We start from the raw sequence: 24594 nt of genomic DNA on the forward strand, positions 1-24594 counted from the left end.
CGGTTGGTGACAAAGCGGATGCGGTCGGCGTGGGCGTGAAAGCCGTCCAACACGGCGAGGTAACTTTCACCCGGAACACCGAAGGCGTGGGTCACGCCCTGCTGGATCAGGCATTGCACAAGAAGGTGACCGGCGATCTGGGACATTCGATTGACTTTATTAACTGATTGGTGAATTATTCGACCATGAGCAGCACTCCCACCCCCATCGCCGAAGAGCGTCTGCGCGACGCCGATCGTTCGCAGAATACCATCCTGAATGCGGCCCGCGACGAGTTCGCGGAGCACGGTCTGGGTGGCGCGCGCGTGGACCGCATCGCCGAGCGCGCAGGGCTGAACAAGCGCCTGATCTACTACTACTTCGAGGACAAGGAGAAGCTGTTCCAGGCGGTACTGGAGCAGGCCTACCGGCACATCCGGGAAGAGGAAAAGAAACTCAACCTGGAGCACCTCAAGCCCGAAACCGCGCTGCGCCGGCTGGTGGAGTTCACCTGGAACTACTACCTGGAACACCCCGAGTTCCTCACCCTGCTCAACAGCGCCAACCTGCACCGTGCGCGCCACCTGGCGCAGTCGCAGCGGGCGCGCCAGCTCAACTCGCCACTGATCGCCACGCTGGGCGACATTCTTGAGCGCGGGCGCGCCGAGGGCACCTTCCGCGGTGGCATCGATCCGCTGCAGCTCTACGTGTCGATCGCCGGTCTGTCGTACTTCTACCTGTCGAACAACCACACACTCTCGGCGATCTTCGGGCGTGACCTCATGACGCCCAAGGCGCACAGCGAAAGGCTCTCCCACATGTGCGAGGTGATCCTAGGGTATGTCCTGATGAATTGAGCGACGGAGCGCCTTGACGCCCTGGGGAGCAGTTTCTACTATTAACTGCTCGGTGAATTAATCCAGGAGACAAACCATGAAAATCGCCTTCGTCCGCCCCCTGCTTGCTGCTTCCCTGCTGGCCATGGTCTCGGCCAGTGCCCTGGCCCAATGGAAGCCCGACCGCCCGATCACGCTGATCGTGCCGTGGGCACCGGGCGGCTCGACCGACCAGGTCTCGCGTGTCACTGCGGCCGAGCTGGAGAAGCACCTGGGCCAGAAAATCGTGATCATGAACCAGCCCGGCGCCTCGGGCTCGGTGGGCACCAAGAACGCCATGGCCGCCCCGGCCGACGGATACACCTGGACCGCCGGCGGCGCCAAGGACCTCGGCACCTACAAGGTGCTGGGCATGCTCGACACCTCGGCCAGCGACTGGAACCTCTACCTCAACGTGGCCCACATCGCGGTGGTCGGTGTCAATGCCGACACGCCCTTCAAGACCATGCCCGAGTTGCTCGCGGCCATGAAAGCCAATCCGAATTCGATCTCGGTGGCCACGGCCGGCGTCAACTCCAGCGGCCACTCCGCCATCGAGTCGATCGCACGCGTGGCCGGCGTGACCTACAAGCACGTCACCTACGACGGCGGTGCACCCGCCGCCGTGGCGGCCGCTTCGGGTGAGACGCAGGTCACCACCCAGCTCGCGGCCGAGCAGACCGACATGATCCGCGCCAAGAGGATCCGCCCGCTGGCGGTGGTGGGCGACAAGTCGATCGAGATCGAGGGCTACGGCACCATCCCGCCGCTGTCGCAGTTCATCCCGGGCTACAAGGACCCGATCAATTACTTCGGCATCTTCGTGCCCAAGGGAGCGCCACCCGAAGTGAAGCAGACGCTGGACCGCATCTGGGCCACCGAGATGGTCAAGAGCGAGGCGCTGAAGAAGTACGCCCAGTCGCGTGGCGCCATGTTCGCTCCGATGGCGGGTGAAGAGGCGCAGAAGGCGGTGTTCCCGGCCATCCAGTCCTATGCCTGGACGCAACAGGCCGCCGGCAAGGCCAAGGTGTCGCCCGACACCGTGGGCATTCCCAAGCCCTGACCCCGACGCACGGACTTCACCATGACCGAGGGCGGAACATCCGCCCGCGCCGACCTCTGGGGCGGCGCGGGTTGGGCAGGCTTTGGCCTGTTGATCGTGGCGGCATCGCTGCGCATGGAGCGCTTCGAGTCCATGGGCGCGCAGCTCTACACCATGCCGGGTTTTGTGCCGGGCATGTTGGGCGGCGTGCTCCTGCTGCTCGGCGTGGTGCTCATGCTGCGGGGCTGGCGTCGCAGTCGCCAGGGCACCCACACGCAAGCGGGTGAATCACTGATCAACCGCCGCATCGGCATCACGCTGGTGCTTTCGCTGCTGTACGCCGGCCTGCTGATCGGGCGTGCACCGTTCTGGTTGGTCACCGGCCTGTTCGTCGCCGCTTTCGTCGCGACTTTCGCCCCCGAAGACCAGGCGCCGAGCCGCCGTCTCGTGGTGGCGCTCGCCACCGGCGTGATCTCCTCGGCGGTGGTCACCTACGTGTTCCAGCACATCTTCCTCGTCCGTCTCCCCTGAGACCACCCGGCCGCACCCATGTTTGACGGACTCCTGCTTTTCGGCCAGTCGATCGTTCGCTTCGGCACGCCTGAGACCATCGCCTACGCCCTGCTGGCGTCGCTGGTCGGCGTGGTCATGGGCGCCCTGCCCGGCCTCACCGCCACCATGGCGCTGGCCCTCATGACCACGCTCACGCTCAAGCTGCCGCCCAGCCAGGCGCTGCTGATCCTGATCTGCACCTATGTGGGGTCCATCTACGGTGGCTCGCGCTCGGCCATCCTGCTCAACATCCCGGGCACCCCGGCCTCCGCTGCGGCCTGTCTTGACGGCTATGCGCTGGCGCGCCAGGGCATGGCGGGCCGCGCCATGGGCATCGCCACCACCGGCTCGGTCATGGGCACCTTGATCGGCATGTTTTTTCTGGCAGCGTTCACGCCCATCCTCGGTGGCCTCGCCTTGAAGTTCGGTGCCTACGAGTTTTTCTGGCTCGCGCTGTTCGGCGTGATCATCGCCGGCACACTCACCGGCGACGACCCGCTCAAGGGCTGGATCGCGGGCATCGCGGGCCTCTTTGTGGCCACCATCGGGCAAGAGCCGCAATACGGCTTCGAGCGCTTCGCCTGGGGCGTGCGCGACCTGGCCGGCGGCATCCAGCTGGTGCCCGCGCTGGTGGGGGCCTTCGGTTTCGCCGAGCTGCTCACCGCCATGCGGCGGCGCCAGTTGCCGGTGAAGATCAGCGCGTTCGACACCGTCATTCCGAAGCTGCGCGACGTGACCCAGTACTGGCGCACCATCCTGCGCTCGGGCCTCATCGGCACCGGCGTGGGCATCGTGCCGGGCGTGGGTGAAGACGTGGCAGCCTGGTCGTCCTACGCGGCCGCCAAGCGCGCGAGCAAGGAGAAAGAGAAGTACGGCAAGGGCTCGGTCGAAGGCCTGATGGCCGCCGAGACCGGTGACAACGCCTGTGTGCCCGGCGCCATGATTCCCGTGCTCACGCTGGCCATTCCGGGCTCGGCACCGGCTGCCGTGCTGATGGCCGCCATGATCATCCACGGCGTCAAGCCCGGGCCGCTGATCATGGTGGAGAACCCGCAGTTCGTGTACGACGTGGTGGCCATGATGCTGTTCGCCACCATCGGCATCCTGATCTACGGCCTGCTGCTCACCAAGGCGCTGGTGCAGGTGCTTCGTGTGCCGCAGCACCTGATCGTGCCCATCATCTTCGTGCTGTGCGCGGTCGGCAGCTTCGCCATCGCCGGGCGGCTGTTCGATGTGTACGTGATGCTCGCGTTTGGCCTCATCGGGTTCTTTCTGCGCCACTTCGGCTACCCCATGGCGCCGCTGGTGCTGGGCATCGTGCTCGGTGACCTGATGGAAAAAAACCTGCGCCGCGCGCTCATCCTGTCCGACGGCGATCTCTCGCCCTTCTTCACGCGTCCGATCGCCGGCACCGTGGCCGCCATGATCTTCGCCACCATCGCCTGGAAGCTATGGAGCCTGTACCGACGGCCCGTCAAGCGCGAGGTCGGGGCATGAAGCTCGCGCTGTGCAACGAAGTGCTGCGGCCCATGGGCTGGGCGGCGCAGTGCGAGGCCGCTGCGCGCATGGGCTATGACGCACTGGAGGTTGCACCTTTCACACTGGCCGACGACCCGTTCACGCTCGACGCGCCGCGTGCGCGCGCGCTGCTGGCCACCACTCGCGACCACGGCCTCTCGATTTCCAGCCTGCACTGGCTGCTGGTCCAACCCGAAGGCCTGTCGCTGGTGACCGCCGATGCGGCGCTGCGCGCGCGCACGCTGGACCTGCTGCGCCACCTGATCGACTTTGCAGCGGCCTGCGGCGCACAGGTGCTGGTGCACGGATCGCCGAAACAGCGCTCCCCCGCACCCGGCCAGAGCGTGGAAGACGCCACCGCACGGCTGGAGGCCGCCTTGGCGGAGCTCGCGCCCCACGCGGCAGCAGCGGGTGTCATCTATTGCATCGAACCCCTCGGCCCATTCGAGACGCCGGTGATCAACACGGTGGCCGAAGCCGCCGCCCTGGTCGACCGCATCGGCTCACCCGCCGTTCGCACCATGTTCGACGTGAGCGCCGCCTCGCACAGCGAGCGCGAACCGGTGCACGCGGTACTGCGCAGCTTTCTGGCCAGCGGCCACGTCGCCCACGTGCAGCTGAACGACAAGAACCGCCGCGGCCCGGGCCAGGGTGTGACCGACCAGCGCCCGGTGCTGCAGGTGTTGAAAGACATGCACTACAGCGGCTGGGTGGCGGTCGAACCGTTTGAGTACGTGCCCGACGGACCGGGCTGCGCCGAATTTTCAGCGCGCCACGTGCGCGGCCATTGGAGAACCCTGACATGAGCAACGCCCGGCCGTTCCGAACGCGCTCAGCCCCGCAGTGCGCAGCGCGGAGGGCCATCCTGTGAGCGGCGTCGACCTGCGCATCCGCGAGGTGCACCTCTTTCAACGCCACGTCACGCTGCGCCTGCCGTTCCGATTCGGCGCGGCCACCGTCACGCAGTGCCCGCAGGCCTTTGTGCAGGTGCACGCCGAGGTGGATGGCCGCAGCTTTGAGGGTGCGAGCGCCGAACTCATGGTGCCCAAGTGGTTCGACAAGTCGCCCGCCCTCACGCACGAGCAAAACTTCGAGCAGTTGCGCGAGTCGCTGCGCAACGCGCGCGATGGCCTGCTGGCCAGCGGCACTGCCATGAGTTCCTTTGCCTATTCACAAACCGCGGGTGAAGCGGCCGTGGCCGTGTCGGTCTCGCGCGGCCTGCCCCGCCTGGCCGCCCAATTCGGCCCGGCCCTGCTCGACAAGGCCGTGGCCGACGCCGCCCTGCGCGCCGCCGGCCAGTCGTGGGTGGACGGCCTGCGCGCCGGTGTGCTCGGGGACCCCTGGAGCGGGCAACTGAAACTGGTGCGCCCGACCCAGGTGGTGCTGCGCCACACCGTCGGCCTGGCCGACCGCCTCACCGACAGCGACCCGGGCACCGACCCACAGGACGGCTTGCCCGCCACACTGCAGGCTGCGATCGAGCGCCATGGCCTGCACCACTTCAAGCTCAAACTCTGCGGCCAGATCGACGCCGACCTGGAACGGCTGATACGCATCGCCGAGGTGTTGCAGCGCGTGGGCAGCGACTGGCGCGTGACGCTCGACGGCAATGAAACCTTCAGCGACGCGGCCAGCCTCGGACGCTTCTGGCAGACGCTGCACAACACGCCGGCCCTGGCCGCTCTGCTGCAGCGCACCTTGCTGCTGGAGCAACCCCTGGCGCGCGCCGTGGCCTTGCAAGAGTCCATCGCAACGCTCGGCATCGGCGTGCCGGTGATCCTGGACGAATCGGACGATCACGCCAGCGCACTCGAAGAAGGCCTGGCGCTGGGCTACCGCGGCATTTCCAGCAAGGCCTGCAAGGGCATCTACCGCTCACTGGCCAACGCGCACCGCATTGCCCAAGACCCGCGCCTGTTGCTTTCGGGCGAAGACCTGACCTGCCAGGCAGGTCTCGCGGTGCAGCAAGACACCTTGCTTGCCGCCAGCCTGGGCGTGCAACACATCGAGCGCAACGGCCACCACTACGTCGACGGCTTCGGCAGCGCGCCGGCCGACGAAGCGATGGCCTTTGTCGAGGCCCACCCCAGCCTGTACGACAACGCCTCGGGACGCCCGCACCTCACCGTGCGCAACGGTCGGCTAGACCTCCTTTCCCTGCACGTCACGGGCTTCGCATCGGCGGCCATGCCGCAATGGCGCAGCCTGCAACCCATCCACTGAACCCGCCTTCACGGAGAACCCACACATGGCAACACACCGACTCGGTCTCATCATGCACGGCGTCACCGGGCGCATGGGCATGAACCAGCACCTGATCCGCTCCATCTGCGCCATCCGCGCACAAGGCGGCGTCACGCTGTCCAACGGCGACAAGGTCATGCCCGACCCGATCCTGATCGGCCGCAATGCCGAGAAGATGGAAGCGCTGGCCAAGGCGAACAACATCGCGCGCTGGGGCACCGACCTCGACGCCGCGCTCGCGAACCCCGACGACACCGTGTTCTTCGACGCCGGCACCACGCAGATGCGCCCCACACTGCTCGCCAAAGCCATCCGCGCCGGCAAACACGTGTACTGCGAGAAGCCGATCGCCACCAACCTCAACGAGGCGGTGGAGATCGCGCGCCTGGCGGAAAAGTCGGGCCTCAAGCACGGTGCCGTGCAGGACAAGCTGTTTTTGCCCGGCCTGCGCAAGCTCGACATGCTGCGCCGCGCCGGCTTCTTCGGCCGCATGCTCAGTGTGCGCCTGGAGTTCGGCTACTGGGTGTTCGAGGGTGACCTCCAGCCTATCCAGCGCCCGAGCTGGAACTACCGCGCTGAAGACGGCGGCGGCATGATCCTGGACATGATGTGCCACTGGCGCTACGTGCTGGACAACCTGTTCGGCGAAGTCCAGTCGGTGTCCTGCATCGGCACCACGCACATCCCCACGCGCTGGGACGAAGCCGGCAAGCCCTACGCCTGCACGGCCGACGACGCGGCCTATGCCACGGCCGAGCTCATCGGCCACGGCGGCGAACCGGTGATCGCGCAGCTCAACATGAGCTGGGCCACGCGCGTGAACCGCGAAGACCTGGTGACCTTCCATGTCGACGGCACGCACGGTTCTGCTGTGGCCACGCTGACTGGCTGCAAGGCACAGAACCGCGTGAACACGCCGCGCCCGGTGTGGAACCCGGACCAGAAACAGATGATGAATTTCATCGACCAGTGGCAGGAGGTGCCGGACACGCAGGTGTACGACAACGGCTTCAAGATCCAGTGGGAACACTTCATCCGCCACGTGGTGGAGAACGAGCCCTACAAATGGACGCTGCCCGAAGGCGCCAAGGGTGTGCAGCTGGTGGAGCTGGCGCTGCAGAGCTGGAAAGAACGCCGGTGGGTCGACGTGCAACCACTGAAGGTGTGACGCCATGGCCCTCTCAATCAAACTCCCCAACGCATCGGGCGTCGTCGAGGCCTACACGCTGCGCGGCACCACGCCCGTGAAGCCAGCGAAGGGTGTCGCGTTCAACCGCATCGCCTACTCCGCCGCCCATGTGGTGGCCGACCCGCTCGCCGCGATCGACCCCTGGCTGCAATGCGCCATCGACTGGGACGAAACCATTGCCTACCGCCAGCGGCTCTGGTCGCTCGGTCTGGGCGTGGCCGAAGCCATGGACACGGCCCAGCGCGGCATGGGCCTGGACTGGCCGACCTCGCTGGAGCTGATCGGCCGCTCGCTGGATGCTGCACGTGACTTCGGCCCCGGCGCGTTGGTGGCCTCGGGCTGCGGCACCGACCACCTGGTGCTGGAGAACGTGAAGACGGTCGATGAAGTGATTGCGGGCTACGAAGAGCAGATGGCCGCGATCGAGAAGCTCGGCGGCAAACTGATCGTGATGGCCAGCCGCGCGCTGGCCCGCGTGGCCAAAGGCCCGGCCGACTACGAGCGCGTGTACGACCGCGTCCTGAGCCAGGCGAAGCAGCCGGTGGTGCTGCACTGGCTGGGCGACATGTTCGACCCCGCACTCAAAGGCTACTGGGGCAACAACGACCCGGACAAAGCCATGGACACCGCGCTCGCCGTGATCGCGGCGCACCCGGACAAGGTCGATGGCATCAAGATCTCCTTGCTCGACAAGGACAAGGAAATCGCCATGCGCCGCCGCCTGCCAACCGTGGGCGGCCTCGACGGCCGGGGCGTGCGCATGTACACCGGCGACGACTTCAACTACGCAGAGCTGATCGCGGGTGACGGCTTTGGCAGCGAAATCAGGCACGGGCAGAGCGATGCACTGCTGGGGATCTTCGACGCCATCGCACCCGCAGCCAGCGCTGCACTGGGTGAACTGGCACAGGGCAACGTGCAGAAGTTCCACGACATCCTGAGCCCCACCGTGCCGCTGTCGCGCCACATCTTTGCCGCGCCCACGCGCTTCTACAAGACCGGTGTGGTCTTCATGGCCTGGCTCAACGGCCACCAGACGCACTTCACCATGGTCGGTGGCCAGCAGAGCACGCGTTCGCTGCCGCACTTCGCCGAGCTGTTCCGCCTGGCCGACGCGGCCAACCTGCTGGAGCAGCCCGAACTGGCCGTGCGGCGCATGAAGACGCTGGCGGCCCTGCACGGAGTCGAGTGATGCGCGATTTTTCCCAAGACCACCGCTGGCTCTCCATCAACACCGCCACGGTGCGCAAGAGCCGGGGGCAAGACCTGCCGCTGACCGACATCCTCGACGCCTGCGCGCGCCATGGCATTCAAGCCGTCTCGCCCTGGCGCGACCAGGTCGCCGCCGTCGGGCTGAAGACCATCTCAGCCCAGGTGAAATCGCTGGGCCTCAAGCTCTCGGGCTATTGCCGCGGCGGCATGTTCCCTGCCGTGGATGCAGCCGGCCTGCAGGCCGCACGCGACGACAACCGCCGCGCGGTGGACGAAGCCTGCGAACTCGGCGCGCCCTGCCTGGTGCTGGTGGTCGGCGGGCTGCCCGGCGCGCTGGCGGGCAAGGCCCTGCACAAGGACATCGCCCACGCGCGCGAGCAGGTGAGCAACGGCATCGCCGAGCTGCTTGAGTACGCGAAGGCCAACGCCATGCCGCTGGCCATTGAACCCCTGCACCCGATGTTCGCGGCGGACCGCGCCTGCATCAACACGATGGAGCAGGCGCTCGACGTGTGCGACGCGCTCGACCCGGGTCAGACCGGTGCGTTGGGCGTGGCGGTGGACGTGTACCACGTGTGGTGGGACCCGAAGCTGCAGGCACAGATCAAACGTGCGGACAAGTCGCGCCTGCTCGCCTTTCACGTGTGCGACTGGCTCACGCCCACCACAGACCTGCTCAACGACCGCGGCATGATGGGCGACGGCGTGATCGACATCCCGCGCATCCGCGGCTGGGTGGAAGCGCAGGGCTTTGCGGGCTTCAGCGAGGTGGAGATCTTTTCCACCGGGAACTGGTGGCAGCGCGATCACGACGAGGTGCTGACCACCTGCATCGAGCGGCATCGCAGCGCGGTTTGAAGCGCCGCTCGAGTCTGCCGAGGGCGGGCCCTAGGTGTGAAGCACATCGCGAAGCGACGGATCCAGGTCGAACTGAACCTTCACGTAAGAACAGACGGGAATCACTTTGGTGTCGGTCTCGCGGGCCCAGGCCACCATGGCGTCCTGCAGCTGGCGTGCAACGCCATGTCCCCTGAGGCTCGGGTCCACGTAGGTGTGATCGACCACGACCACCGACGGATGGGTGCGGTGGTAAGTCATTTCGGCGATGCGCTGGCCATTTCGCTGGATGTGGAAAGCGCCGCGGGAGGCGTTTTCCGAGTGTTCGATCGAATGTTCCATGGCTTCTCCAGAGATGTGGCAGGTCCTCAAGCAGTGCGCCGGCCCACACCCAGTGCCGCCACCACCGACAGGCCCAGAAACACAGCACTGCCCACCAGCGTGGCGGAAAACCAGCCCCGGTCCATGAACAGGCCGAACATCAGCGGCGCGGCTGCAAAACCCACGTCCAGCCCGGAATACACCGTGCCATAGACCCGGCCGGTTGCGCCCTTGGGCGTGGCGCGCTTGATCATCATGTCGCGGCTGGGGCCGCCCACGCCCACCGCAAAACCAGTGGCGGCCAGCGCCACCAGGGTTCCGGTGGCGCCCAGCCAGCCGGTGGCGCACACCAACAGCAGAACGGTACCCAGCGCCATGGCCCAGGCCACCACGTGATCGCTGGAGAGGCGGTGCTGGTGGCTGTAGGCCGCCACAAAGCCGCCCACCAACATGCCGAAGGCGGCGCACAACATGTAGGCGCTGATGGTCAGGGTGGCGACCTCAACGCTGGTGCCGTGCATGGCCTTGAGGATGGACGGTGCGAAGCTCTGCACCACCGCCAGCGACATGGTGGAGAGCAGGAAAAACGCAAAGCACCACCACACCACGGGGAGCTTCAAAAACCCCAGGTCACCGCCGCGCGGCTCGCCCGCCGCACGCACCACCACCTCGGTGCGCAGCTTGTCGCGCTGCCAGAACATCAAGCCCAGGACCACGAGGTACAGCACCGCAGCAACCTGGTAGGCGACGCGCCAGTCGGCCCAGGCCGAAACGCCGATGAGCAGTGCGGGCGCCAGTGCCCAGCCCAGGTTGCCGGTGAGGCCGTGGGCGCTGAAGGCGTGGCCGAGGCGGGGCAGCGAGACGCGCTGGTTGAGGATGGTGAAGTCGCACGGATGCAAGGGCGCGTTGCCGGCGCCGGCCAGCACAGCCACCAGCATGAGGCCTGCGTAGCTGTTGGCATGCGAAGCGGCCACAGCCGCCAGGAAAAACATGCCGACGGCGGCGAACAGCACCGGGCGCGCACCCACGCGGTCCACCAGAAAGCCGGCCAGCGCCTGCCCCACACCGGAGATCACGAAAAACACCGACATGAGCAGGCCGACGTCGGCGAACGACAGGCCGAACTCGCGGATGAACACCGGAAACAGCGGCGCGAGCAGCAATTGGGAAAAGTGCGACGTGCCGTGAACGAGTCCGACCAGTCCAATGACGGCGGCGTCCTGCTTGAGCGGAATCGGGTTGGCGGGCGCGGGTGCGCCCAGGACGGCGGTGTTCATGCCGGTGATCGTAATGGGCACAGGAGATGCAAAATGGCGATGGAAAGACAAGCATCGTCGAATTTCAGCCAAAACCCCTGCACCATGCCACCGGCCAGAACTCCCCGACCCAGGCGCTCGCTGCCCACCGGCGACACCGACCCGTACCGCCCCACACCCGATCGGCCGGTTCGCTGCCGCGCGCGGCATCTGGATGGTGACAACCAGTTCGAACCGCACCACCACGCGTGGGGACAGCTCGCATATTGCGCCAGCGGCCTGATGCAGGTGACGGTGCTGCAGGCACCCGAGACCACCACCATCGTGCCGCCCTCGCGCGCCGTGTGGATTCCGCCCGGCGCGCGCCACGCGGTCACCATCGTCGAGGCGGCCCAGCTGCTCACGCTCTACATCGACGCCAGCGCCGTGCCGGCGCACTGGACCCACTCGCGCGTGATGGTGGTCTCGCCCTTGCTGCGCGAACTGGTGCATGCGCTGGACCGGCCGCAGCCGCCCGCAGCCGACGCAGAGCGCGCGCTGCTGACCTTGCTGTTTCACGAGATGGAGCATGCCGACACCCAGCCGCTGGGCGTGCCCATGCCGAGTGCCACCAGCGGCGACCGTCGCCTGCGCAATCTGTGCGAGGCGGTGGTGCAGGCGCCGGCGCAACACGCCACGCTGGCGGCCTGGTCGGTGCAGGCAGGGGCCAGCGAGCGCACGCTGGCGCGCCTGTTTCGCGAAGAACTGGGCACGAGCTTTCAGCGCTGGCGCCAGCAGGTGGTGCTGGCGCACGCCATGCCCATGCTGGCGCGGGGTGTGTCGGTGGGGCGGGTGGCGCAGGCCAGCGGCTATGCGAGTGAGAGTGCCTTCTCGGCCATGTTCAAGTCGGCCATGGGTTTGCCGCCGACCCGGCTGCTGGCCCGCAGGCGTACCCGGCCTCAGGCCGCCACAGCCTCGTCGACCCGGGCCTGATCGGCCGCAATGGCCTCGATGGCCTTGCGCACCACGCTCTGGCCATCCACCGGCCGCAGCAGGCGGTTGGCGATGAGCCGTTCGCAACTGCGCTTGGTCATGGAATGTGGACGGCCTCCGCGGCTCACGAACATGAACAGCGTGCCGCGGGTGCTGGCCCAGATCAGTTGGGCACGCAGCCATTCGCGGTGCGAGTACAGGTCGACCCAGTCGCCTTCGCGCAGTCCCGCCAGAAGAGTGATGGCGTCGAACGGAATGTCTTCTTCGCTCTCCGCTTCGTTGAAGCTTGACACCACCGCCTGATCGGCACCGCTGGCGGCGCGGCCTTCGGTGAGTTCGGAGAAATCGGTGGGCAAGGTGTCCTCGAATCCCGCCGCTTCCAGCTCCACGCGCCCGAGCCAGGGTTGGGCCGCCTTGCGCGGTTTGCGTTGTTCGGGCGTGGCTGGCAAGGTCTCGTCCAGCTCCATCGACATGGAAGAAGTGTCCAGCGGCACCGGGTTCGAAGCGCTGGCGTCGGCCCGTGCGCGGGCGCGTCGCAGGCCCAGCACCGGCTGGTGCAGGCGCATGAGGGCGTCGAAGAAGGGTTTGGTCTCGTCAGGCGTCTTGCCGAGCGAGGCCAGGCCGGCATGCAGCGTTTTGAGCATGCCGGGCACCATCTCCAGCAACTGCGAGGGCAGCCGCAGCGTGACTTCTTTTTTGGTGCTCCAGAGCAGGTTGGACACCACTTTGCGGTAGCCACCCGGATCGGTCTCGCCGCGCGGGGCATTGAGCTGGGCCGAAGCGATGGCGAGCGCCCACGGGCCATAGAGGAAATCGAGGATGAAGCCGGGCGCGTGGTCCACGTCGGGGCGCTGGCTCAGGTCCCAGGCCACCTGGTCGGCCAGCGTCTGGCGGGCTTCGGCGTGCCGGATCGCCTGCAGGTTGCTGCCTTTGGCGGCCTCGTCGTCGCGGTCCTGGGTTTCCCACTCCTGAAGCAGCTCGTCCAGCGCAATGGCAAAGGCCTGTGGGTCTTCGGTTTCCAGTTCGTTGAGCGCGTTGAACGCTTGCTGCACCGGCCCGAAGAACTCGGCGAACTCGGTGGCGAATTCGTCGTTGTACCGGAAGCTGCGCTGTGCCACGCACTCCACCAGGCGGCGCGCCGGGTGCGCGTCTTCGCTGAAGAAGCGCGGGTTGGCCATGGCCAGGCGCAACAGCGAGGGCTCCAGCGCCACCACGGCTTCCCGCACGGGCGCCAGCAGCAGTGGGTCTTGCGCGACCTGGTTGACCAGCTTGCGCACCACGTCCAGGCCCATGGCCTGCGCCACGCGTTCGGCCTTCTGCTTGAGCTGCATGAGCACGCGCGCGCGCTCGTGGGCGGCTGCAAAGTCGCCCCAGGTCTTCTGGCTGAGCTGGGTGCCGATGTCCACCGCGCGCGCAGGGCGGTCCACCACCGGCAGCGCCTTGTACTGCTGGCTGCGCTGCACCACCATCGACTCGTCGAGCGTGGGGATGGCTGCAAAGGCCTCGATGGCGGCAAGCTCTTCGCTCACCTGTTCGTAGTACTCGGGCGCGAGCGACTGCTCGTAGCGCTGGCCGCCCTTCTCCAGGAAGTTGTGCAGGTACTGGTTGTCCACCGGCGTCTGCAGGCGGGCGAGTTGCGGCATGTCGGGCACGAAGTCACCAAAGTGCGCTTCACCCGTGCTGTCGCCGCGGTATTCCAGCGGCGCCTGCCCCGAAGGGTTCCATTCGGTGGCCGCCGGACCGGCTCCGCGCGCGGACCGTGCCGCGCTGGCGGCCGAGCGAGCCGCCGCGCCGGGCGCTTCGGCCAGCAGGCGCACGCGATAGCCGGCTTCCTGCACGTTGGCACGCTGCAGCACCAGCGTCAGGCGGGCATAGAGACCCTTGAGTTCATGGCCGATGGCCTTGCCGCAGTGGCGCAGCCACAGGGCGCGCAGCTGGGAGTCGGACTCGTCCAGCGCCATCATCTCGCGCAAGGCGCGCACGAACACGGCAGGACGCAGCGGGTTCATGTCGGCCTGCACCGTGGCCAGGCCTTGCAGCGAGCTCATGAGCGCGTCCAGCACCTTGAGTTCCTGCTCCAGCGGGGGCAGCAGGGTTTGCAGCAGGCGGGCCGATTCGATCGACTCGGTGACGGTGTCGTCCTCCACCAGCGAGAGGTAGGCCGATTCACTCAAGAGCGAGGTGCGCGACGAGGTGGGTGCATCGGTGGGCACGGCGAAGGCCTCGCGCAGGCGCTGCGGGTAGTCGGCCACCCAGCCTTCCTTTTCCTGGCGCATGCGCCACCAGGCGGTGGCCAGGCGGTCGCGTTGGGCGACCTCCATGCACTGCTTTTCGGCCTCTTGCAGGCCGACCACGGCCGCGTCAATGCACCGCCCCAGCATGGCGGGGGCGTCTTCAAGGGCCTCGGCGAGGCACTGCTGCAACAATCTGGGGGGTACCGTCATCGCCTGGTCGCGGGAGTCTGCCGCTGGGTCGGGGTGTGAGACAAGTCACGGTTATACCTGTGCTGCCGATCGGTGGTGTGCCAGGGCTGAGATAAGGCCCTTATCGGTCCCTGAACGGTCGGCGGGCGTGTCTCGTTCCGGCACAGCGGACTCAGACCACCGCGAGCAGCGAAGCCACGACGGCACAGGCCAGCACCACCCACAACGGCGACACCCGCCACCGCACGAGCGCCACCAGGGCGACCGCGGCCAGCGCCAGATCGGCCACGGACAGGATGGCGGCGGGCCAGACCGGGTCGATGAAAGCCGCCACCAAGAGCCCCACCACACCGGCGTTCACACCGGTGAGCACTGCGCGCACGCCGACGCGCTGGCGCAGGAGATCCCAGAACGGCAACACACCCACCACCACCAGCAAAGCCGGCATGAACACCGCCACCAGCATGAGCAAGCCGCCCTGCCAGGGCGAGAGCCCACCGAGCACCAGGGGGTTCATGACCGCGCCCAGGTAGGCCGAAAAGGTGAACAGCGGCCCGGGCACGGCCTGCGCCGCGCCGTAGCCGGCCAGAAAGTCGGCGTTGCTGACCGCGCCGCCAGGCACCACGGACGCCTGCAGCAACGGCAGCACCACATGACCGCCCCCAAACACCAGCGCGCCCGAGCGGAAAAAACCATCGACCTGCGCCATCAGGGCCGAGCCGCTGCCGACGGCCCACGCCGGCAACAGCAGCAACAGGGCGAGCAGCAGGGTCAGCGCGGCCCAGCCCGCCGCCGGTGGCATGCCAAAGCCGTGGTTCGCGTCAGGCCCACCTCCAGCAGCCAGCCAGCGCGGTCCCATCCACCAACCGGCCAGGCCAGCCACCCCGATGGCCAGCAACTGGCCCCAGACCGCGCCCCACCCTGTGAGCCAGGACAAGCCCAGTGCCAGCACCGCGGCCACAGCCGCCAGAGCGCGCCTGGCGAAGTCGGGGCACAGGCCGCGCGCCATGCCCCAGATGGCTTGTGCCACCACCGCCACCGCAGCCAACTTCAGGCCGTGAAGCGCAGCCTGCCAGGCGGGCGCGCTGCCGAGCTCGCCCAGCTGCGCAACCCCGTAGGCGAATCCGATCATCAACAACGCCGCCGGCAGAGTGAAGCCCAGCCACGCTGCGGCGATGCCACCCCACCCGGCCCGCTGCCAGCCCAGCACCATTCCGACCTGGCTGCTGGCCGGCCCGGGCAGAAACTGGCACAGGGCCACCAGATCGGCGTAGCTCGATTCGCTCAACCAGCGCCGGCGTTCCACGAATTCGGTGCGAAAGAAGGCGAGGTGGGCCACCGGCCCGCCAAACGAGGTGCAGCCCAGGCGCAGGAAAACCCAGAAAACCTCGATCAGGGAACCGGCGCGTTGTGGACTCATGGATGCGTTGCCCGGGATTGGGTGGGGGAAATTCGAGGATAGCGGACTCGGCACGGGCCCTGGCTGTCAACGCCGTGTCACATCTGGCATGCAACATGCAAGCAGGGCTGTCACTGCCTTCGACAAGGCTTCAGGGAACACAACGATGGGAAGTATCCGGCGCTACGCCAAGACCGCCATGGCATGGGAGGCACTGTCACGCCCCGATGCGGTGGGCCGCGAGGTCCACACCTTGCTGCTCATGGCCAACGGCCGGCGCAGCGAGCAGGAACTCTCGCTGCTGCTGGGCGCCGATGTGTCGGAGCTGGCCTATGGCCTGATGGAAAAGGGCTACCTGCAGAAGACCGGGGCCCTGTTTCAGCCCGAAGCCGACGACGACGTGCACGCCGGCGCCTGATCCGGTTCAGGCGCGGTTCACAGCCAGCGTTTGAGCAGGCCCATGATCTGGTCGAAGCGCGGCCCGTAGGGTGGGTAGAACAAATGCCCCATGGAGAAGCGTGACTGCACCAGAACGGGTTTCTGCTGGGTGAAGCGCAGGAAACCCACCTCACCGTGGTAGGCACCCCAGCCGCTTTCGCCCACGCCGCCGAACGGCAGGCCTTCGTGGGCCACGTGCATCAACGTGTCGTTGACGCTCACGCCGCCGCTCACGGTGTTGGCCATCACACGGTCGCGTGAGGCGCTGTCCGTCCCGAACCAGTAAAGCGCCAGTGGACGTGGGCGCGCGTTGATGTACCGAATGGCCTCGTCCATCGTGTCGTACGCCACCACCGGCAGGATGGGGCCGAAGATTTCCTCGTCCAGCAGCTTCAAGCCGGGGCCAGGGTTGAACACCAGGGTGGGGTTCATCTGGCGCGTGGGGTGCGCCTGGGCGGTGGCGGCCGAACCGGCCACATCCACCACACGCGCGCCCTGGGCGGTGGCTTCGCTCAGCAACCCTTGCAGGCGGGCATGGTGGCGGTCGCTCACGATGGCGGCGTAGTCGGGGTTGCCCGCGATGGTGGGGAACAGGCGGGCGACGGCAGCGGTGTAGGCGCGCTCGAAGGCGGCTTCCTGGCCACGCGGCAGCAGCACGTAGTCGGGTGCGATGCAGGTCTGCCCGGCGTTGAGCAGCTTGCCATGTGCGATCTTCACGGCGGCTTCATCGAGGTTGCACGACGCGTCCACGATGCAGGGCGATTTGCCACCCAGCTCCAGCGTGGTGGGCGTGAGGTTGGCCGCCGCAGCCGCTGCCACCTTGCGGCCCACGGTGGTGGAGCCGGTGAAGAACAGGTGGTCGAACGGCAGGTTGGCGAATTCGTGCGCCACGTCAGCGCCACCGAGCACCACACTGAACTCGTCGGCGGAAAACGCGCCCTGCACCAGTGAAGCCATGAGCGCGGAACTGTGGGGCGTGAGCTCGCTGGGCTTGAGCATCACTCGGTTGCCCGCGGCCAGCGCGGTGGCGGCCGGGCCGAGGTTGAGCTGCAGCGGGTAGTTCCAGGGACCGATGACACCCACCACGCCCAGCGGCTGGCGCTGGATGTGCGCGCTGGCGGGCTGCAGGTACAGCGGCGTGGCCACGCGACGGGTTTTCATCCAGTGCGGCAGTTCCTTGTGCAGTTGGCCGATGGCCGCGCGCAGCACGAACAGGTCGGCCACCTCGGTGAGCTGGCGCGAGCGCACGCCGAAGTCGGCCTGCACCGCGTCGGACAGCGCCGCGCCGTGCTGGTCGATCAGCGCCTTGAGGCGCGCGAGGCGGTCACGGCGCAAGGCCAGTGGCACATCGATCTGCTGGCGGCTGGCACTGTGCTGCGCGTCGAACAGGGCACGCAGGGGAAGGGTCGGGGGTATCTGGGTCATGCCGCCATGATAGGACCGGCAACCGTGGCCGGGTAGAGGCGCGGCCCCATGCCGACGGATGGGGCCGCGCCTTCCCGATGCCGGCTCAGGCCTCGGCCACCGCGTCGCCGAACTCGAACACACCCGGGTTCTGCACCGGGTCCACATCCACCGGGATCGCCGATTTCGGCGGGTAACGGCCTTCCAGCAGGAACTTCGAGAGCGGGTTCTCGATGCGCTGCTGGATCGCGCGTTTGAGGGGCCGCGCACCAAACACCGGGTCGAAACCGACCTTGGCCAGCTCGGCCAGTGCAGCTGGCGACACCTGCAGGTGCAGGTCCATCTTCGCCAGGCGCGCTTCGAGCACCTTGAGCTGGATCGCTGCGATCGACTCGATGTGTTGTGCGTCCAGCGCGTGGAACACCACCGTCTCGTCGATGCGGTTCAGGAACTCCGGGCGGAAATGGTTCTTGAGCTCGCCCCAGACCGCTTCCTTCACATCTTCGTAGGGTTCGCCCACCATGGCCTGGATCAGGTGCGAGCCGATGTTGCTCGTCATCACGATCACGGTGTTCTTGAAGTCCACGGTGCGTCCCTGGCCGTCCGTCAGGCGACCGTCGTCGAGCACCTGCAGCAGGACGTTGAACACGTCCGGATGGGCCTTCTCCACCTCGTCGAGCAACAGCACGCTGTAGGGCTTGCGACGCACGGCTTCGGTGAGGTAACCGCCCTCCTCGTAGCCCACGTAACCAGGCGGCGCGCCGATGAGCCGCGCCACGGAGTGTTTCTCCATGAACTCGCTCATGTCGATGCGCACCAGGTGGTCTTCGCTGTCGAACAGGAAGCCGGCCAACGCCTTGCACAGCTCGGTCTTGCCCACACCCGTGGGGCCGAGGAACAGGAAGGAGCCGGTCGGGCGGTTCGGATCGCTCAGGCCCGAGCGCGAGCGGCGGATGGCATTGGCCACCGCACCGATGGCCTCGTCCTGGCCGACCACACGCTCGTGCAGTTTGCCTTCCATCATCAGCAGCTTGTCGCGCTCACCCTGCATGAGCTTGCTCACCGGGATGCCGGTCGCACGCGCCACGACTTCGGCGATTTCTTCCGCGCCCACCTGCGTGCGCAGCAGTTGCGGGCGGCCCTTGCCGTCCTTGTTCAGCGCCTTGCCCGACTCGGCGGCCTGCGCGTCCTTCAGGCGTTTCTCCAGCTCGGGCAGCTTGCCGTATTGCAGCTCGGCGACCTTGTTGAAGTCGCCCTTGTCGGTGAAGGTCTTGATCTGCGAGCGGATGCGGTCCATCTCTTCCATCACGTCCTTGGAGCCGAGTGCCGCGGCTTTCTCGGCCTTCCAGATCTCGTCGTAGTCGGAAATTTCCTTGGTCAGGCGGGCGATCTCTTCCTCGATCAGGCCGAAGCGTTTTTGCGAGGCCTCGTCTTTCTCACGGCGCACAGCTTCGCGCTCGATCTGCAGCTGGATCAGGCGGCGGTCGAGCCGGTCCATCACCTCGGGCTTGGAGTCGAGCTCGATCTTGATCTTGGACGCGGCCTCGTCGATCAGGTCAATCGCCTTGTCAGGCAAAAACCGGTCGGTGATGTAACGATGACTGAGCTCGGCCGCAGCCACAATGGCCGGGTCGGTGATCTGCACGCCGTGGTGCACCTCGTACTTTTCCTGCAGGCCGCGCAGGATCGCAATGGTCGCCTCCACGCTGGGCTCGCCCACCAGGATCTTCTGGAAGCGGCGCTCCAGCGCGGCGTCTTTCTCGATGTATTTGCGGTACTCGTCGAGCGTGGTCGCGCCCACGCAGTGCAGCTCGCCGCGCGCCAGCGCCGGCTTGAGCATGTTGCCCGCGTCCATCGCGCCTTCGGCCTTGCCCGCGCCCACCATGGTGTGCAGCTCGTCAATGAAGACGATGGTCTGGCCCTCGTCTTTCGCCAGCTCGTTCAAGACGGTCTTCAGGCGTTCCTCGAACTCGCCACGGAACTTGGCGCCAGCCAGCAGCGCGGCCATGTCCAGGCTCAGCACGCGCTTGCCCTTGAGCGAATCGGGCACCTCGCCAGCGACGATGCGCTGCGCCAGGCCTTCGACAATGGCGGTCTTGCCCACGCCGGGTTCACCGATCAGCACCGGATTGTTCTTGGTGCGGCGCTGCAGCACCTGGATGGCGCGGCGGATCTCGTCGTCTCGGCCGATCACCGGGTCGAGCTTGCCCTGGCGGGCGCGCTCGGTGAGGTCCATGGTGTATTTCTTGAGCGCCTCTCGCTGGCCTTCGGCCTCGGGGCTGTCCATGGACTGGCCACCGCGCACCGCGGTGATGGCCGACTCCAGGCTTTTGCGGTTCAAGCCGTTCTCGTTGGCGATGCGACCCAGCTCGCCCTTGCTGTCGGCCACCGCGAGCAAAAACAGCTCGCTGGCAATGAACTGGTCACCGCGCTTGATGGCCTCTTTCTCCGTGGCCTGCAGCAGCTTGCCCAGTTCCTGGCCGACCTGCACCTGGTCTTGCCCCTGGACTTCGGGCAGACGTTTGATGGCCGCCTCTGCTGCCTTGGCGAGGCCAGGCACGTTGACACCGGCGCGCTGGAGCAACGATTGCGGGCCGTCGGTCTGGCGCAGCAGGGCAAGCAGCAAGTGGACCGGTTCGATGTAGGCGTGGTCGGCGCCGAGTGCCAGCGTCTGGGCCTCGCTCAGGGCTTCGTGAAACTTCGTGGTGAGTTTGTCGAGTCGCATGGATGTGCTCTCCGGGTGATCAGAATTGTTGGGCAGGTGGTGCTGCTCCACCCGTTTTCAAGCCTGACCATCAGCGTGCACCTTGCCCCGGTGCACTGACTTGACCCAGATCAATCCACCAACGGGGGGCGCCAGTAGGCGTATGGCCAGGCCAGGGTCAACCCGGCCCGGCGGTACAAGGCCTGGGCGGGCAGGTTGCTCGCGTCGACCTGCAAGAACACGCCTGCCAGGCCGCGGCGGCTGGCCTCGGTTGCCATGGCATGCAGGATGCGGCCCGCCAGCCCATCGCCGCGCCGGGCTGCTGCCGTGCGCATGCCGTGCACCCCCAGCCATCCGTGGCCGAACGAAGCTGCGCCGCAAGCCACGGTTTGCCCCTGCTCCCGCACGGATGCGAAGAGGGTGCCGGTGGCGCGGCTGAGCGAACGCGAGCGGCTGGCGCCATCGGTCGGGTCCAGGCCTTCGCCCAGAAACATGGTCATCCAGCCGGCATCGGGCGCGTTGTCCAGCTCGGCGGGCGGCGAACCCGGCGGCAAAGTCAACAACGACTGCACCTCGCCCGTCATGGTCAGGGTGGGTTGCTCTCGCCGCCAACCGCGCTGTGTGAGGGCATCAAACCAGGGCTGGAAAGCCGGCAGGTCGGGCAGGCGCAAGCACGGCTCGAAGCCCAGCGCGGCGTAACGCGCCAGGATGGCGGGCAACAGTGAGATGTCGTGCGCACCATGGTGCAGCGGCACCGCGCTGCGGGCGCGACCCACCGTGCCCCGGTCCATGGGCAGCAGCCAACCGGGGAGCGCGTCCACCACCTCGGGCGCCACCGCTTGCAGCGTGGCACGCTCGATCGATTCAATGTGTGCAGCGGTGACCATGGCCTCGCTGCGGCTGTTCAGCTGTTGCTGACCGCAATACCCCACCGCGCCAACGCAGCGTCGTCGCTCACGCGGGCGTCCACCCAGCGCGCGCCCTCGGGCGTCTGTTCCTTTTTCCAGAACGGTGCCTGCGTCTTGAGGTAGTCCATGAGGAACTCGCAGGCCTGGAAACTCTGGCCGCGGTGCGCCGAGCTCACAGCCACCAGCACGATCTGGTCCAGCGGCTGCAGCAGGCCCACGCGGTGAATCACGCGGGCGCCGAAAATGTCGAAGCGTTTATGCGCCTCGTCGATCATGGCTTCGATGGACTTCTCGGTCATGCCGGGGTAGTGCTCCAGTTCCATCGTGCTCACGCTCTGGCCGTCGTTGCGGTCCCTGACTGTGCCAATGAAGGAACACACCGCGCCAATCCCCTTTTCGGTTTCACGAAGACGCGCCACCTCGGTCGACAGATCGAAGTCTTCGGTCTGGATGGAGACGCGTTCGCTCATCTCAGCCACCCGTGACGGGGGGAAAGAAACCGACCTCGGCCCCTTCGGTGAGCGATGCCGCTTCGTCGCTCATGGTCTGGTTGAGCGCCACGCGAACCGAACGGCCGGGCGCCAGCGCATCGGCGTAGGCCCCACCGCGCGAGACCAGCTCGGCGCGCAAAGCAGCCAGGGTGCCGGCCTGCGTGTCCAGGGTTTCGCTGCCGGTGCCCAGGGCCTCGCGGATGGACGCGAAATAGCGCAGTTGGACTTTCATGCGATCAGATCGGAAAAGGAAATGAAAGACACCGGATCGCCTGGGGCGATGGTGTTGCCGGCCGGGTTGTCGACCAGTCCATCGGCCCAGACGGCCGAGGTGAGCACACCCGAGCTCTGGTTGGGGAACAGATCCAGCCCGCCCGCAGCGTTGCGGCGCACGCGCAGGAACTCGCGGCGCTTTTCGGCCTTGTTCAAGGTGAAGTGCGCGGGCAAGGTGGTGGTTTTCAACGCCTTCGTCTCAACCCCTTGCAGGCGCAGCAGGAAGGGCCGCACCAGCAGCAGGAAGGTCACGAAACTGGACACCGGGTTGCCCGGCAGGCCGATGAAATGGCAGGACTCAGCAGCCGCAGGGCCGGCGCCAGCGTCGCGCTGCACGGTGCCGTAGGCAAACGGCTTGCCCGGCTTCATGGCGATTTGCCAGAGGTCCAGGCTGCCGAGCTGTTGCACCGCGGGTTTGATGTGGTCTTCCTCCCCCACCGACACACCGCCGCTGGTGAGGATCAGGTCGTGGTGGTCGGCCGCCGTCTTGAGCGCGGCCAGCGTGGCCTCGCGCCGGTCGGGCACGATGCCCAGGTCACTCACCTCGCAGCCCATGCGGCGCAGCAGCGCGCGCAGGAAGAAGCGGTTGGAGTTGTAGATCGCGCCGGGCCTCATCGCCTCGGGCGCCACCTCGCCGGGCATCACGAGCTCGTCACCCGTGGAGAACAGTGCCACGCGCGGGCGGGCCACCACACTCAGGTGCGCCAGACCCAGGCTCGCAGCCAGGCCCAGGCTCGCGGGGGACAGGCGTTCGCCTTTCGACAGGACCACGGCACCTCGCGTCACGTCTTCGCCAGCGCGCCGCACCCACTGGCCCGCCTGCGGCACGGCCTGGATATGCACGCCGTGGATGTTGCCGCCGACCTCGATCGTGTCTTCCTGCATCACCACGGCATCGGCGCCGGCGGGCATGGGAGCACCGGTGAAGATGCGCGCGCAGGTGCCCGGCTCCAGCGGTTCGGACGCGTGGCCAGCGGCGATGCGCTGTGTCACGGGCAGCACCTTGCCCGCTTCGGTCACATCGGCCGCGCGCAGGGCGTAGCCGTCCATGGACGAGTTGTCGTTGGGAGGGACCTGCAGCGCGGACACCAGGTCTTGCGCCAGTACGCGGCCGTCGGCGTCGAAGGTGGCCACTGTTTCGGTGGCGTGCAACGGCAAGGCGTGCGCCAGCACACTGGCCAACGCGTCGTCCAGCGACATCAGGGGGGCGCGGTGTTGGGGAGGTGGGGACGAGGTCATGGGCTGAACGGGGTGCGGTATTCAAACCGCTCTGCATTATCAACCAACCACGCGGCCACGTCATCGGCCACGTTCAAATCCAGCACAACGCAATGGGCCGCGACCGGCAACGCTTCAGGGTTGTCGGTGGCTATGGCAACGATGTGCGGGTCGTCAGGGAAACGCAGCGGCTTGCCATGAGTCTGCCGCCACACCTCGACCTTGGGCAGGTTGCTTTGCTTGAAACCTTCCACCAGCACCCAGTCGACCTCCGCGTGCAACTGTTCGAGCAGGTCATGCACCGAGTGCTCCACCCTGGCTTCAAGTTCGCGCATGAGCACCATCCGCTTGGGCGACGCAGCCAGCACTTCAAACGCACCGGCCTCGCGGTGGCGCCAGGTGTCCTTGCCCGGGTGGTCGATGTCGAAACTGTGGTGTGCGTGTTTCACCACCGACACGCGCTGGCCGCGCAGCTTGAGCGCGGGAATCAGCTGCTCGACCAGCGTGGTTTTTCCCGATCCCGAGAAGCCGGCGAATCCAACGACCCTCATGCGCGGGCGCAATGCTCGGCCACATAGGCCTGCACGGCGGCCGTGCTCGCCGGCATCACGCGCACGCGCTTGGGCAGGTCTTCAATGCCTTCGAACTGCGGCGGGCGGTGCGGCTGCTGTCCGAGCGCTTCGACAATGGTCTCGGCGAACTTGATCGGCAGCGCGGTCTCAAGAACGATCATGGGCACACCGGCTTGCAGGTGTTCGCGCGCCACCTTCACACCGTCAGCGGTGTGCGTGTCGATCATCACTCCGTGGCGCTTGAACACATCGCGGATCGTGTCAAGGCGGTTCTCGTGCGTGCTCTTTCCGCTGCGAAAACCGTAGCGAGTGGCAGCGTCGGCAAATGCAGGGTCGGCACCCAGGTCAAATCGACCTTCCCGCGCCAACGCGTCGCCGAACAACGCTTTGACGCGGGCGCCATCACGGCCCAGCAGATCGAATACGAAGCGCTCGAAGTTGCTCGCCTTGGAGATGTCCATCGACGGACTCGAAGTCTCGTGCGTGTCGGCACTCACCCGCACACGGTACACGCCGGTGCGAAAGAACTCGTCGAGCACGTCGTTCTCATTGGTGGCCACCATCAGATGCTCAATCGGCAAGCCCATCTGACGCGCCACATGGCCGGCGCAGACGTTGCCGAAGTTGCCGCTCGGCACGGTGAACGAAACGCGTTCGGTGTCGGTCGTGGTTGCCTGGAAGTAGCCGGCGAAGTAGTAAACCACCTGCGCCAGCAACCGCGCCCAGTTGATCGAGTTGACCGTGCCGATCTTGTGCTCGCGCTTGAA

At 67.0% G+C, this 24594-nt stretch carries 23 protein-coding genes and 1 pseudogene; 11 read left to right on the forward strand and 13 right to left on the reverse strand.

The window, feature by feature from the left end:
- The coding region (locus Q0C59_RS19635) for a thiamine pyrophosphate-binding protein (RefSeq protein WP_366518825.1) at positions 1-146 on the reverse strand (146 nt) is incomplete at its 3' end.
- 39 nt (positions 147-185) lie between these two features.
- Here Q0C59_RS19635 and Q0C59_RS08995 point away from each other — a divergent pair.
- The 9 genes from Q0C59_RS08995 (at position 186) to Q0C59_RS09035 (ending at position 9469) form a co-directional block, all read left to right on the forward strand.
- On the forward strand, positions 186-836 hold the full coding sequence (locus tag Q0C59_RS08995; RefSeq protein ID WP_291214267.1) for a TetR/AcrR family transcriptional regulator: 651 nt from the start codon (positions 186-188) through the stop codon (positions 834-836).
- Positions 837-912: 76 nt separating this feature from the next.
- Positions 913-1917: a tripartite tricarboxylate transporter substrate binding protein gene (locus tag Q0C59_RS09000; protein ID WP_291214269.1), complete on the forward strand. Its 1005-nt coding sequence runs from the start codon at positions 913-915 to the stop codon at positions 1915-1917.
- A gap of 21 nt (positions 1918-1938) precedes the next feature.
- Positions 1939-2427, forward strand: coding sequence for a tripartite tricarboxylate transporter TctB family protein (locus Q0C59_RS09005; protein ID WP_291214271.1), 489 nt, complete (start codon positions 1939-1941; stop codon positions 2425-2427).
- A gap of 18 nt (positions 2428-2445) precedes the next feature.
- Positions 2446-3945, forward strand: coding sequence for a tripartite tricarboxylate transporter permease (locus Q0C59_RS09010; protein WP_291214273.1), 1500 nt, complete (start codon positions 2446-2448; stop codon positions 3943-3945).
- On the forward strand, positions 3942-4772 hold the full coding sequence (locus Q0C59_RS09015) for a sugar phosphate isomerase/epimerase (protein ID WP_291214275.1): 831 nt from the start codon (positions 3942-3944) through the stop codon (positions 4770-4772). Before Q0C59_RS09010 ends, Q0C59_RS09015 begins: the two co-directional genes overlap by 4 nt.
- A 61-nt stretch (positions 4773-4833) precedes the next feature.
- Positions 4834-6189: an enolase C-terminal domain-like protein gene (locus Q0C59_RS09020; RefSeq protein WP_291214277.1), complete on the forward strand. Its 1356-nt coding sequence runs from the start codon at positions 4834-4836 to the stop codon at positions 6187-6189.
- Positions 6190-6214: 25 nt separating this feature from the next.
- Complete coding sequence (locus tag Q0C59_RS09025) at positions 6215-7378, forward strand: Gfo/Idh/MocA family protein (protein WP_291214279.1); 1164 nt, start codon at positions 6215-6217, stop codon at positions 7376-7378.
- A gap of 4 nt (positions 7379-7382) precedes the next feature.
- Complete coding sequence (locus tag Q0C59_RS09030) at positions 7383-8591, forward strand: dihydrodipicolinate synthase family protein (protein ID WP_291214281.1); 1209 nt, start codon at positions 7383-7385, stop codon at positions 8589-8591.
- Positions 8591-9469, forward strand: a complete 879-nt coding sequence (locus Q0C59_RS09035) for a sugar phosphate isomerase/epimerase (protein WP_291214283.1) — start codon at positions 8591-8593, stop codon at positions 9467-9469. The genes Q0C59_RS09030 and Q0C59_RS09035 overlap by 1 nt, the downstream gene beginning before the upstream one ends.
- Positions 9470-9499: 30 nt before the next feature.
- Here Q0C59_RS09035 and Q0C59_RS09040 read toward each other — a convergent pair whose 3' ends face one another.
- Entirely contained in the window at positions 9500-9790 is a 291-nt protein-coding gene (locus tag Q0C59_RS09040) for a GNAT family N-acetyltransferase (RefSeq protein ID WP_291214285.1), read from the reverse strand.
- Positions 9791-9816: 26 nt separating this feature from the next.
- The gene (locus Q0C59_RS09045) at positions 9817-11046 is read right to left on the reverse strand and encodes an MFS transporter (protein ID WP_291214287.1); all 1230 of its coding nucleotides are present in this window, start codon (positions 11044-11046) and stop codon (positions 9817-9819) included.
- 84 nt (positions 11047-11130) lie between these two features.
- On the opposite strand from Q0C59_RS09045, the gene Q0C59_RS09050 reads away from it, so the two are divergent.
- Positions 11131-11997, forward strand: a complete 867-nt coding sequence (locus Q0C59_RS09050) for a helix-turn-helix domain-containing protein (RefSeq protein ID WP_291214289.1) — start codon at positions 11131-11133, stop codon at positions 11995-11997.
- Here Q0C59_RS09050 and Q0C59_RS09055 read toward each other — a convergent pair.
- Positions 11964-14441 carry a DUF1631 family protein gene (locus Q0C59_RS09055; protein ID WP_291214291.1) on the reverse strand — a complete coding sequence of 826 codons (2478 nt, stop codon included), beginning with the start codon at positions 14439-14441 and terminating at the stop codon, positions 11964-11966. The genes Q0C59_RS09050 and Q0C59_RS09055 overlap by 34 nt on opposite strands.
- Positions 14442-14592: 151 nt before the next feature.
- Complete coding sequence (gene chrA / locus Q0C59_RS09060) at positions 14593-15840, reverse strand: chromate efflux transporter (RefSeq protein ID WP_291214293.1); 1248 nt, start codon at positions 15838-15840, stop codon at positions 14593-14595.
- A gap of 145 nt (positions 15841-15985) precedes the next feature.
- Between chrA and Q0C59_RS09065 the strand changes: the two genes are divergently transcribed.
- A complete protein-coding gene (locus Q0C59_RS09065) occupies positions 15986-16237 on the forward strand; it encodes a hypothetical protein (RefSeq protein ID WP_291214295.1) in 252 nt (83 codons plus the stop codon).
- Between the two features lie 17 nt (positions 16238-16254).
- Here the strand turns inward: Q0C59_RS09065 and Q0C59_RS09070 are convergent, their stop codons facing one another.
- The 8 genes and pseudogenes from Q0C59_RS09070 to Q0C59_RS09105 all read right to left on the reverse strand — a co-directional run.
- Positions 16255-17682 (reverse strand): coniferyl aldehyde dehydrogenase, encoded by a 1428-nt coding sequence (locus Q0C59_RS09070; RefSeq protein ID WP_291214297.1) that lies wholly within the window; start codon positions 17680-17682, stop codon positions 16255-16257.
- Positions 17683-17767: 85 nt separating this feature from the next.
- The gene (clpB, locus tag Q0C59_RS09075; protein WP_291214300.1) at positions 17768-20386 is read right to left on the reverse strand and encodes an ATP-dependent chaperone ClpB; all 2619 of its coding nucleotides are present in this window, start codon (positions 20384-20386) and stop codon (positions 17768-17770) included.
- Between the two features lie 110 nt (positions 20387-20496).
- Complete coding sequence (locus Q0C59_RS09080) at positions 20497-21252, reverse strand: GNAT family N-acetyltransferase (RefSeq protein ID WP_291214302.1); 756 nt, start codon at positions 21250-21252, stop codon at positions 20497-20499.
- A gap of 17 nt (positions 21253-21269) precedes the next feature.
- On the reverse strand, positions 21270-21743 hold the full coding sequence (locus tag Q0C59_RS09085) for a molybdenum cofactor biosynthesis protein MoaE (RefSeq protein WP_291214304.1): 474 nt from the start codon (positions 21741-21743) through the stop codon (positions 21270-21272).
- A gap of 1 nt (position 21744) precedes the next feature.
- Positions 21745-21996: a molybdopterin converting factor subunit 1 gene (gene moaD, locus Q0C59_RS09090; RefSeq protein WP_291214306.1), complete on the reverse strand. Its 252-nt coding sequence runs from the start codon at positions 21994-21996 to the stop codon at positions 21745-21747.
- Positions 21993-23276 carry a gephyrin-like molybdotransferase Glp gene (gene glp, locus Q0C59_RS09095; RefSeq protein WP_291214308.1) on the reverse strand — a complete coding sequence of 428 codons (1284 nt, stop codon included), beginning with the start codon at positions 23274-23276 and terminating at the stop codon, positions 21993-21995. Before glp ends, moaD begins: the two co-directional genes overlap by 4 nt.
- A complete protein-coding gene (mobB, locus tag Q0C59_RS09100; RefSeq protein WP_291214311.1) occupies positions 23273-23806 on the reverse strand; it encodes a molybdopterin-guanine dinucleotide biosynthesis protein B in 534 nt (177 codons plus the stop codon). The genes glp and mobB overlap by 4 nt, the downstream gene beginning before the upstream one ends.
- Positions 23803-24594: pseudogene (locus tag Q0C59_RS09105) on the reverse strand (threonine synthase); the annotation flags it as partial. The gene mobB and the pseudogene Q0C59_RS09105, both read right to left, overlap by 4 nt.

The sequence above is a fragment of the Hydrogenophaga sp. genome (assembly GCF_022844385.1).
Lineage (GTDB): Bacteria > Pseudomonadota > Gammaproteobacteria > Burkholderiales > Burkholderiaceae_C > Hydrogenophaga.

Coding starts and splice junctions, on each gene's coding strand:
- Q0C59_RS08995 (WP_291214267.1), top strand. CDS start 186: ATGAGCAGCACTCCCACCCCCATCGCCGAAGAGCGTCTGCGCGACGCC.
- Q0C59_RS09000 (WP_291214269.1), top strand. CDS start 913: ATGAAAATCGCCTTCGTCCGCCCCCTGCTTGCTGCTTCCCTGCTGGCC.
- Q0C59_RS09005 (WP_291214271.1), top strand. CDS start 1,939: ATGACCGAGGGCGGAACATCCGCCCGCGCCGACCTCTGGGGCGGCGCG.
- Q0C59_RS09010 (WP_291214273.1), top strand. CDS start 2,446: ATGTTTGACGGACTCCTGCTTTTCGGCCAGTCGATCGTTCGCTTCGGC.
- Q0C59_RS09015 (WP_291214275.1), top strand. CDS start 3,942: ATGAAGCTCGCGCTGTGCAACGAAGTGCTGCGGCCCATGGGCTGGGCG.
- Q0C59_RS09025 (WP_291214279.1), top strand. CDS start 6,215: ATGGCAACACACCGACTCGGTCTCATCATGCACGGCGTCACCGGGCGC.
- Q0C59_RS09030 (WP_291214281.1), top strand. CDS start 7,383: ATGGCCCTCTCAATCAAACTCCCCAACGCATCGGGCGTCGTCGAGGCC.
- Q0C59_RS09035 (WP_291214283.1), top strand. CDS start 8,591: ATGCGCGATTTTTCCCAAGACCACCGCTGGCTCTCCATCAACACCGCC.
- Q0C59_RS09040 (WP_291214285.1), bottom strand. CDS start 9,790: ATGGAACATTCGATCGAACACTCGGAAAACGCCTCCCGCGGCGCTTTC.
- Q0C59_RS09045 (WP_291214287.1), bottom strand. CDS start 11,046: ATGAACACCGCCGTCCTGGGCGCACCCGCGCCCGCCAACCCGATTCCG.
- Q0C59_RS09050 (WP_291214289.1), top strand. CDS start 11,131: ATGCCACCGGCCAGAACTCCCCGACCCAGGCGCTCGCTGCCCACCGGC.
- Q0C59_RS09055 (WP_291214291.1), bottom strand. CDS start 14,441: ATGACGGTACCCCCCAGATTGTTGCAGCAGTGCCTCGCCGAGGCCCTT.
- chrA (WP_291214293.1), bottom strand. CDS start 15,840: ATGAGTCCACAACGCGCCGGTTCCCTGATCGAGGTTTTCTGGGTTTTC.
- Q0C59_RS09065 (WP_291214295.1), top strand. CDS start 15,986: ATGGGAAGTATCCGGCGCTACGCCAAGACCGCCATGGCATGGGAGGCA.
- Q0C59_RS09070 (WP_291214297.1), bottom strand. CDS start 17,682: ATGACCCAGATACCCCCGACCCTTCCCCTGCGTGCCCTGTTCGACGCG.
- clpB (WP_291214300.1), bottom strand. CDS start 20,386: ATGCGACTCGACAAACTCACCACGAAGTTTCACGAAGCCCTGAGCGAG.
- Q0C59_RS09080 (WP_291214302.1), bottom strand. CDS start 21,252: ATGGTCACCGCTGCACACATTGAATCGATCGAGCGTGCCACGCTGCAA.
- Q0C59_RS09085 (WP_291214304.1), bottom strand. CDS start 21,743: ATGAGCGAACGCGTCTCCATCCAGACCGAAGACTTCGATCTGTCGACC.
- moaD (WP_291214306.1), bottom strand. CDS start 21,996: ATGAAAGTCCAACTGCGCTATTTCGCGTCCATCCGCGAGGCCCTGGGC.
- glp (WP_291214308.1), bottom strand. CDS start 23,276: ATGACCTCGTCCCCACCTCCCCAACACCGCGCCCCCCTGATGTCGCTG.
- mobB (WP_291214311.1), bottom strand. CDS start 23,806: ATGAGGGTCGTTGGATTCGCCGGCTTCTCGGGATCGGGAAAAACCACG.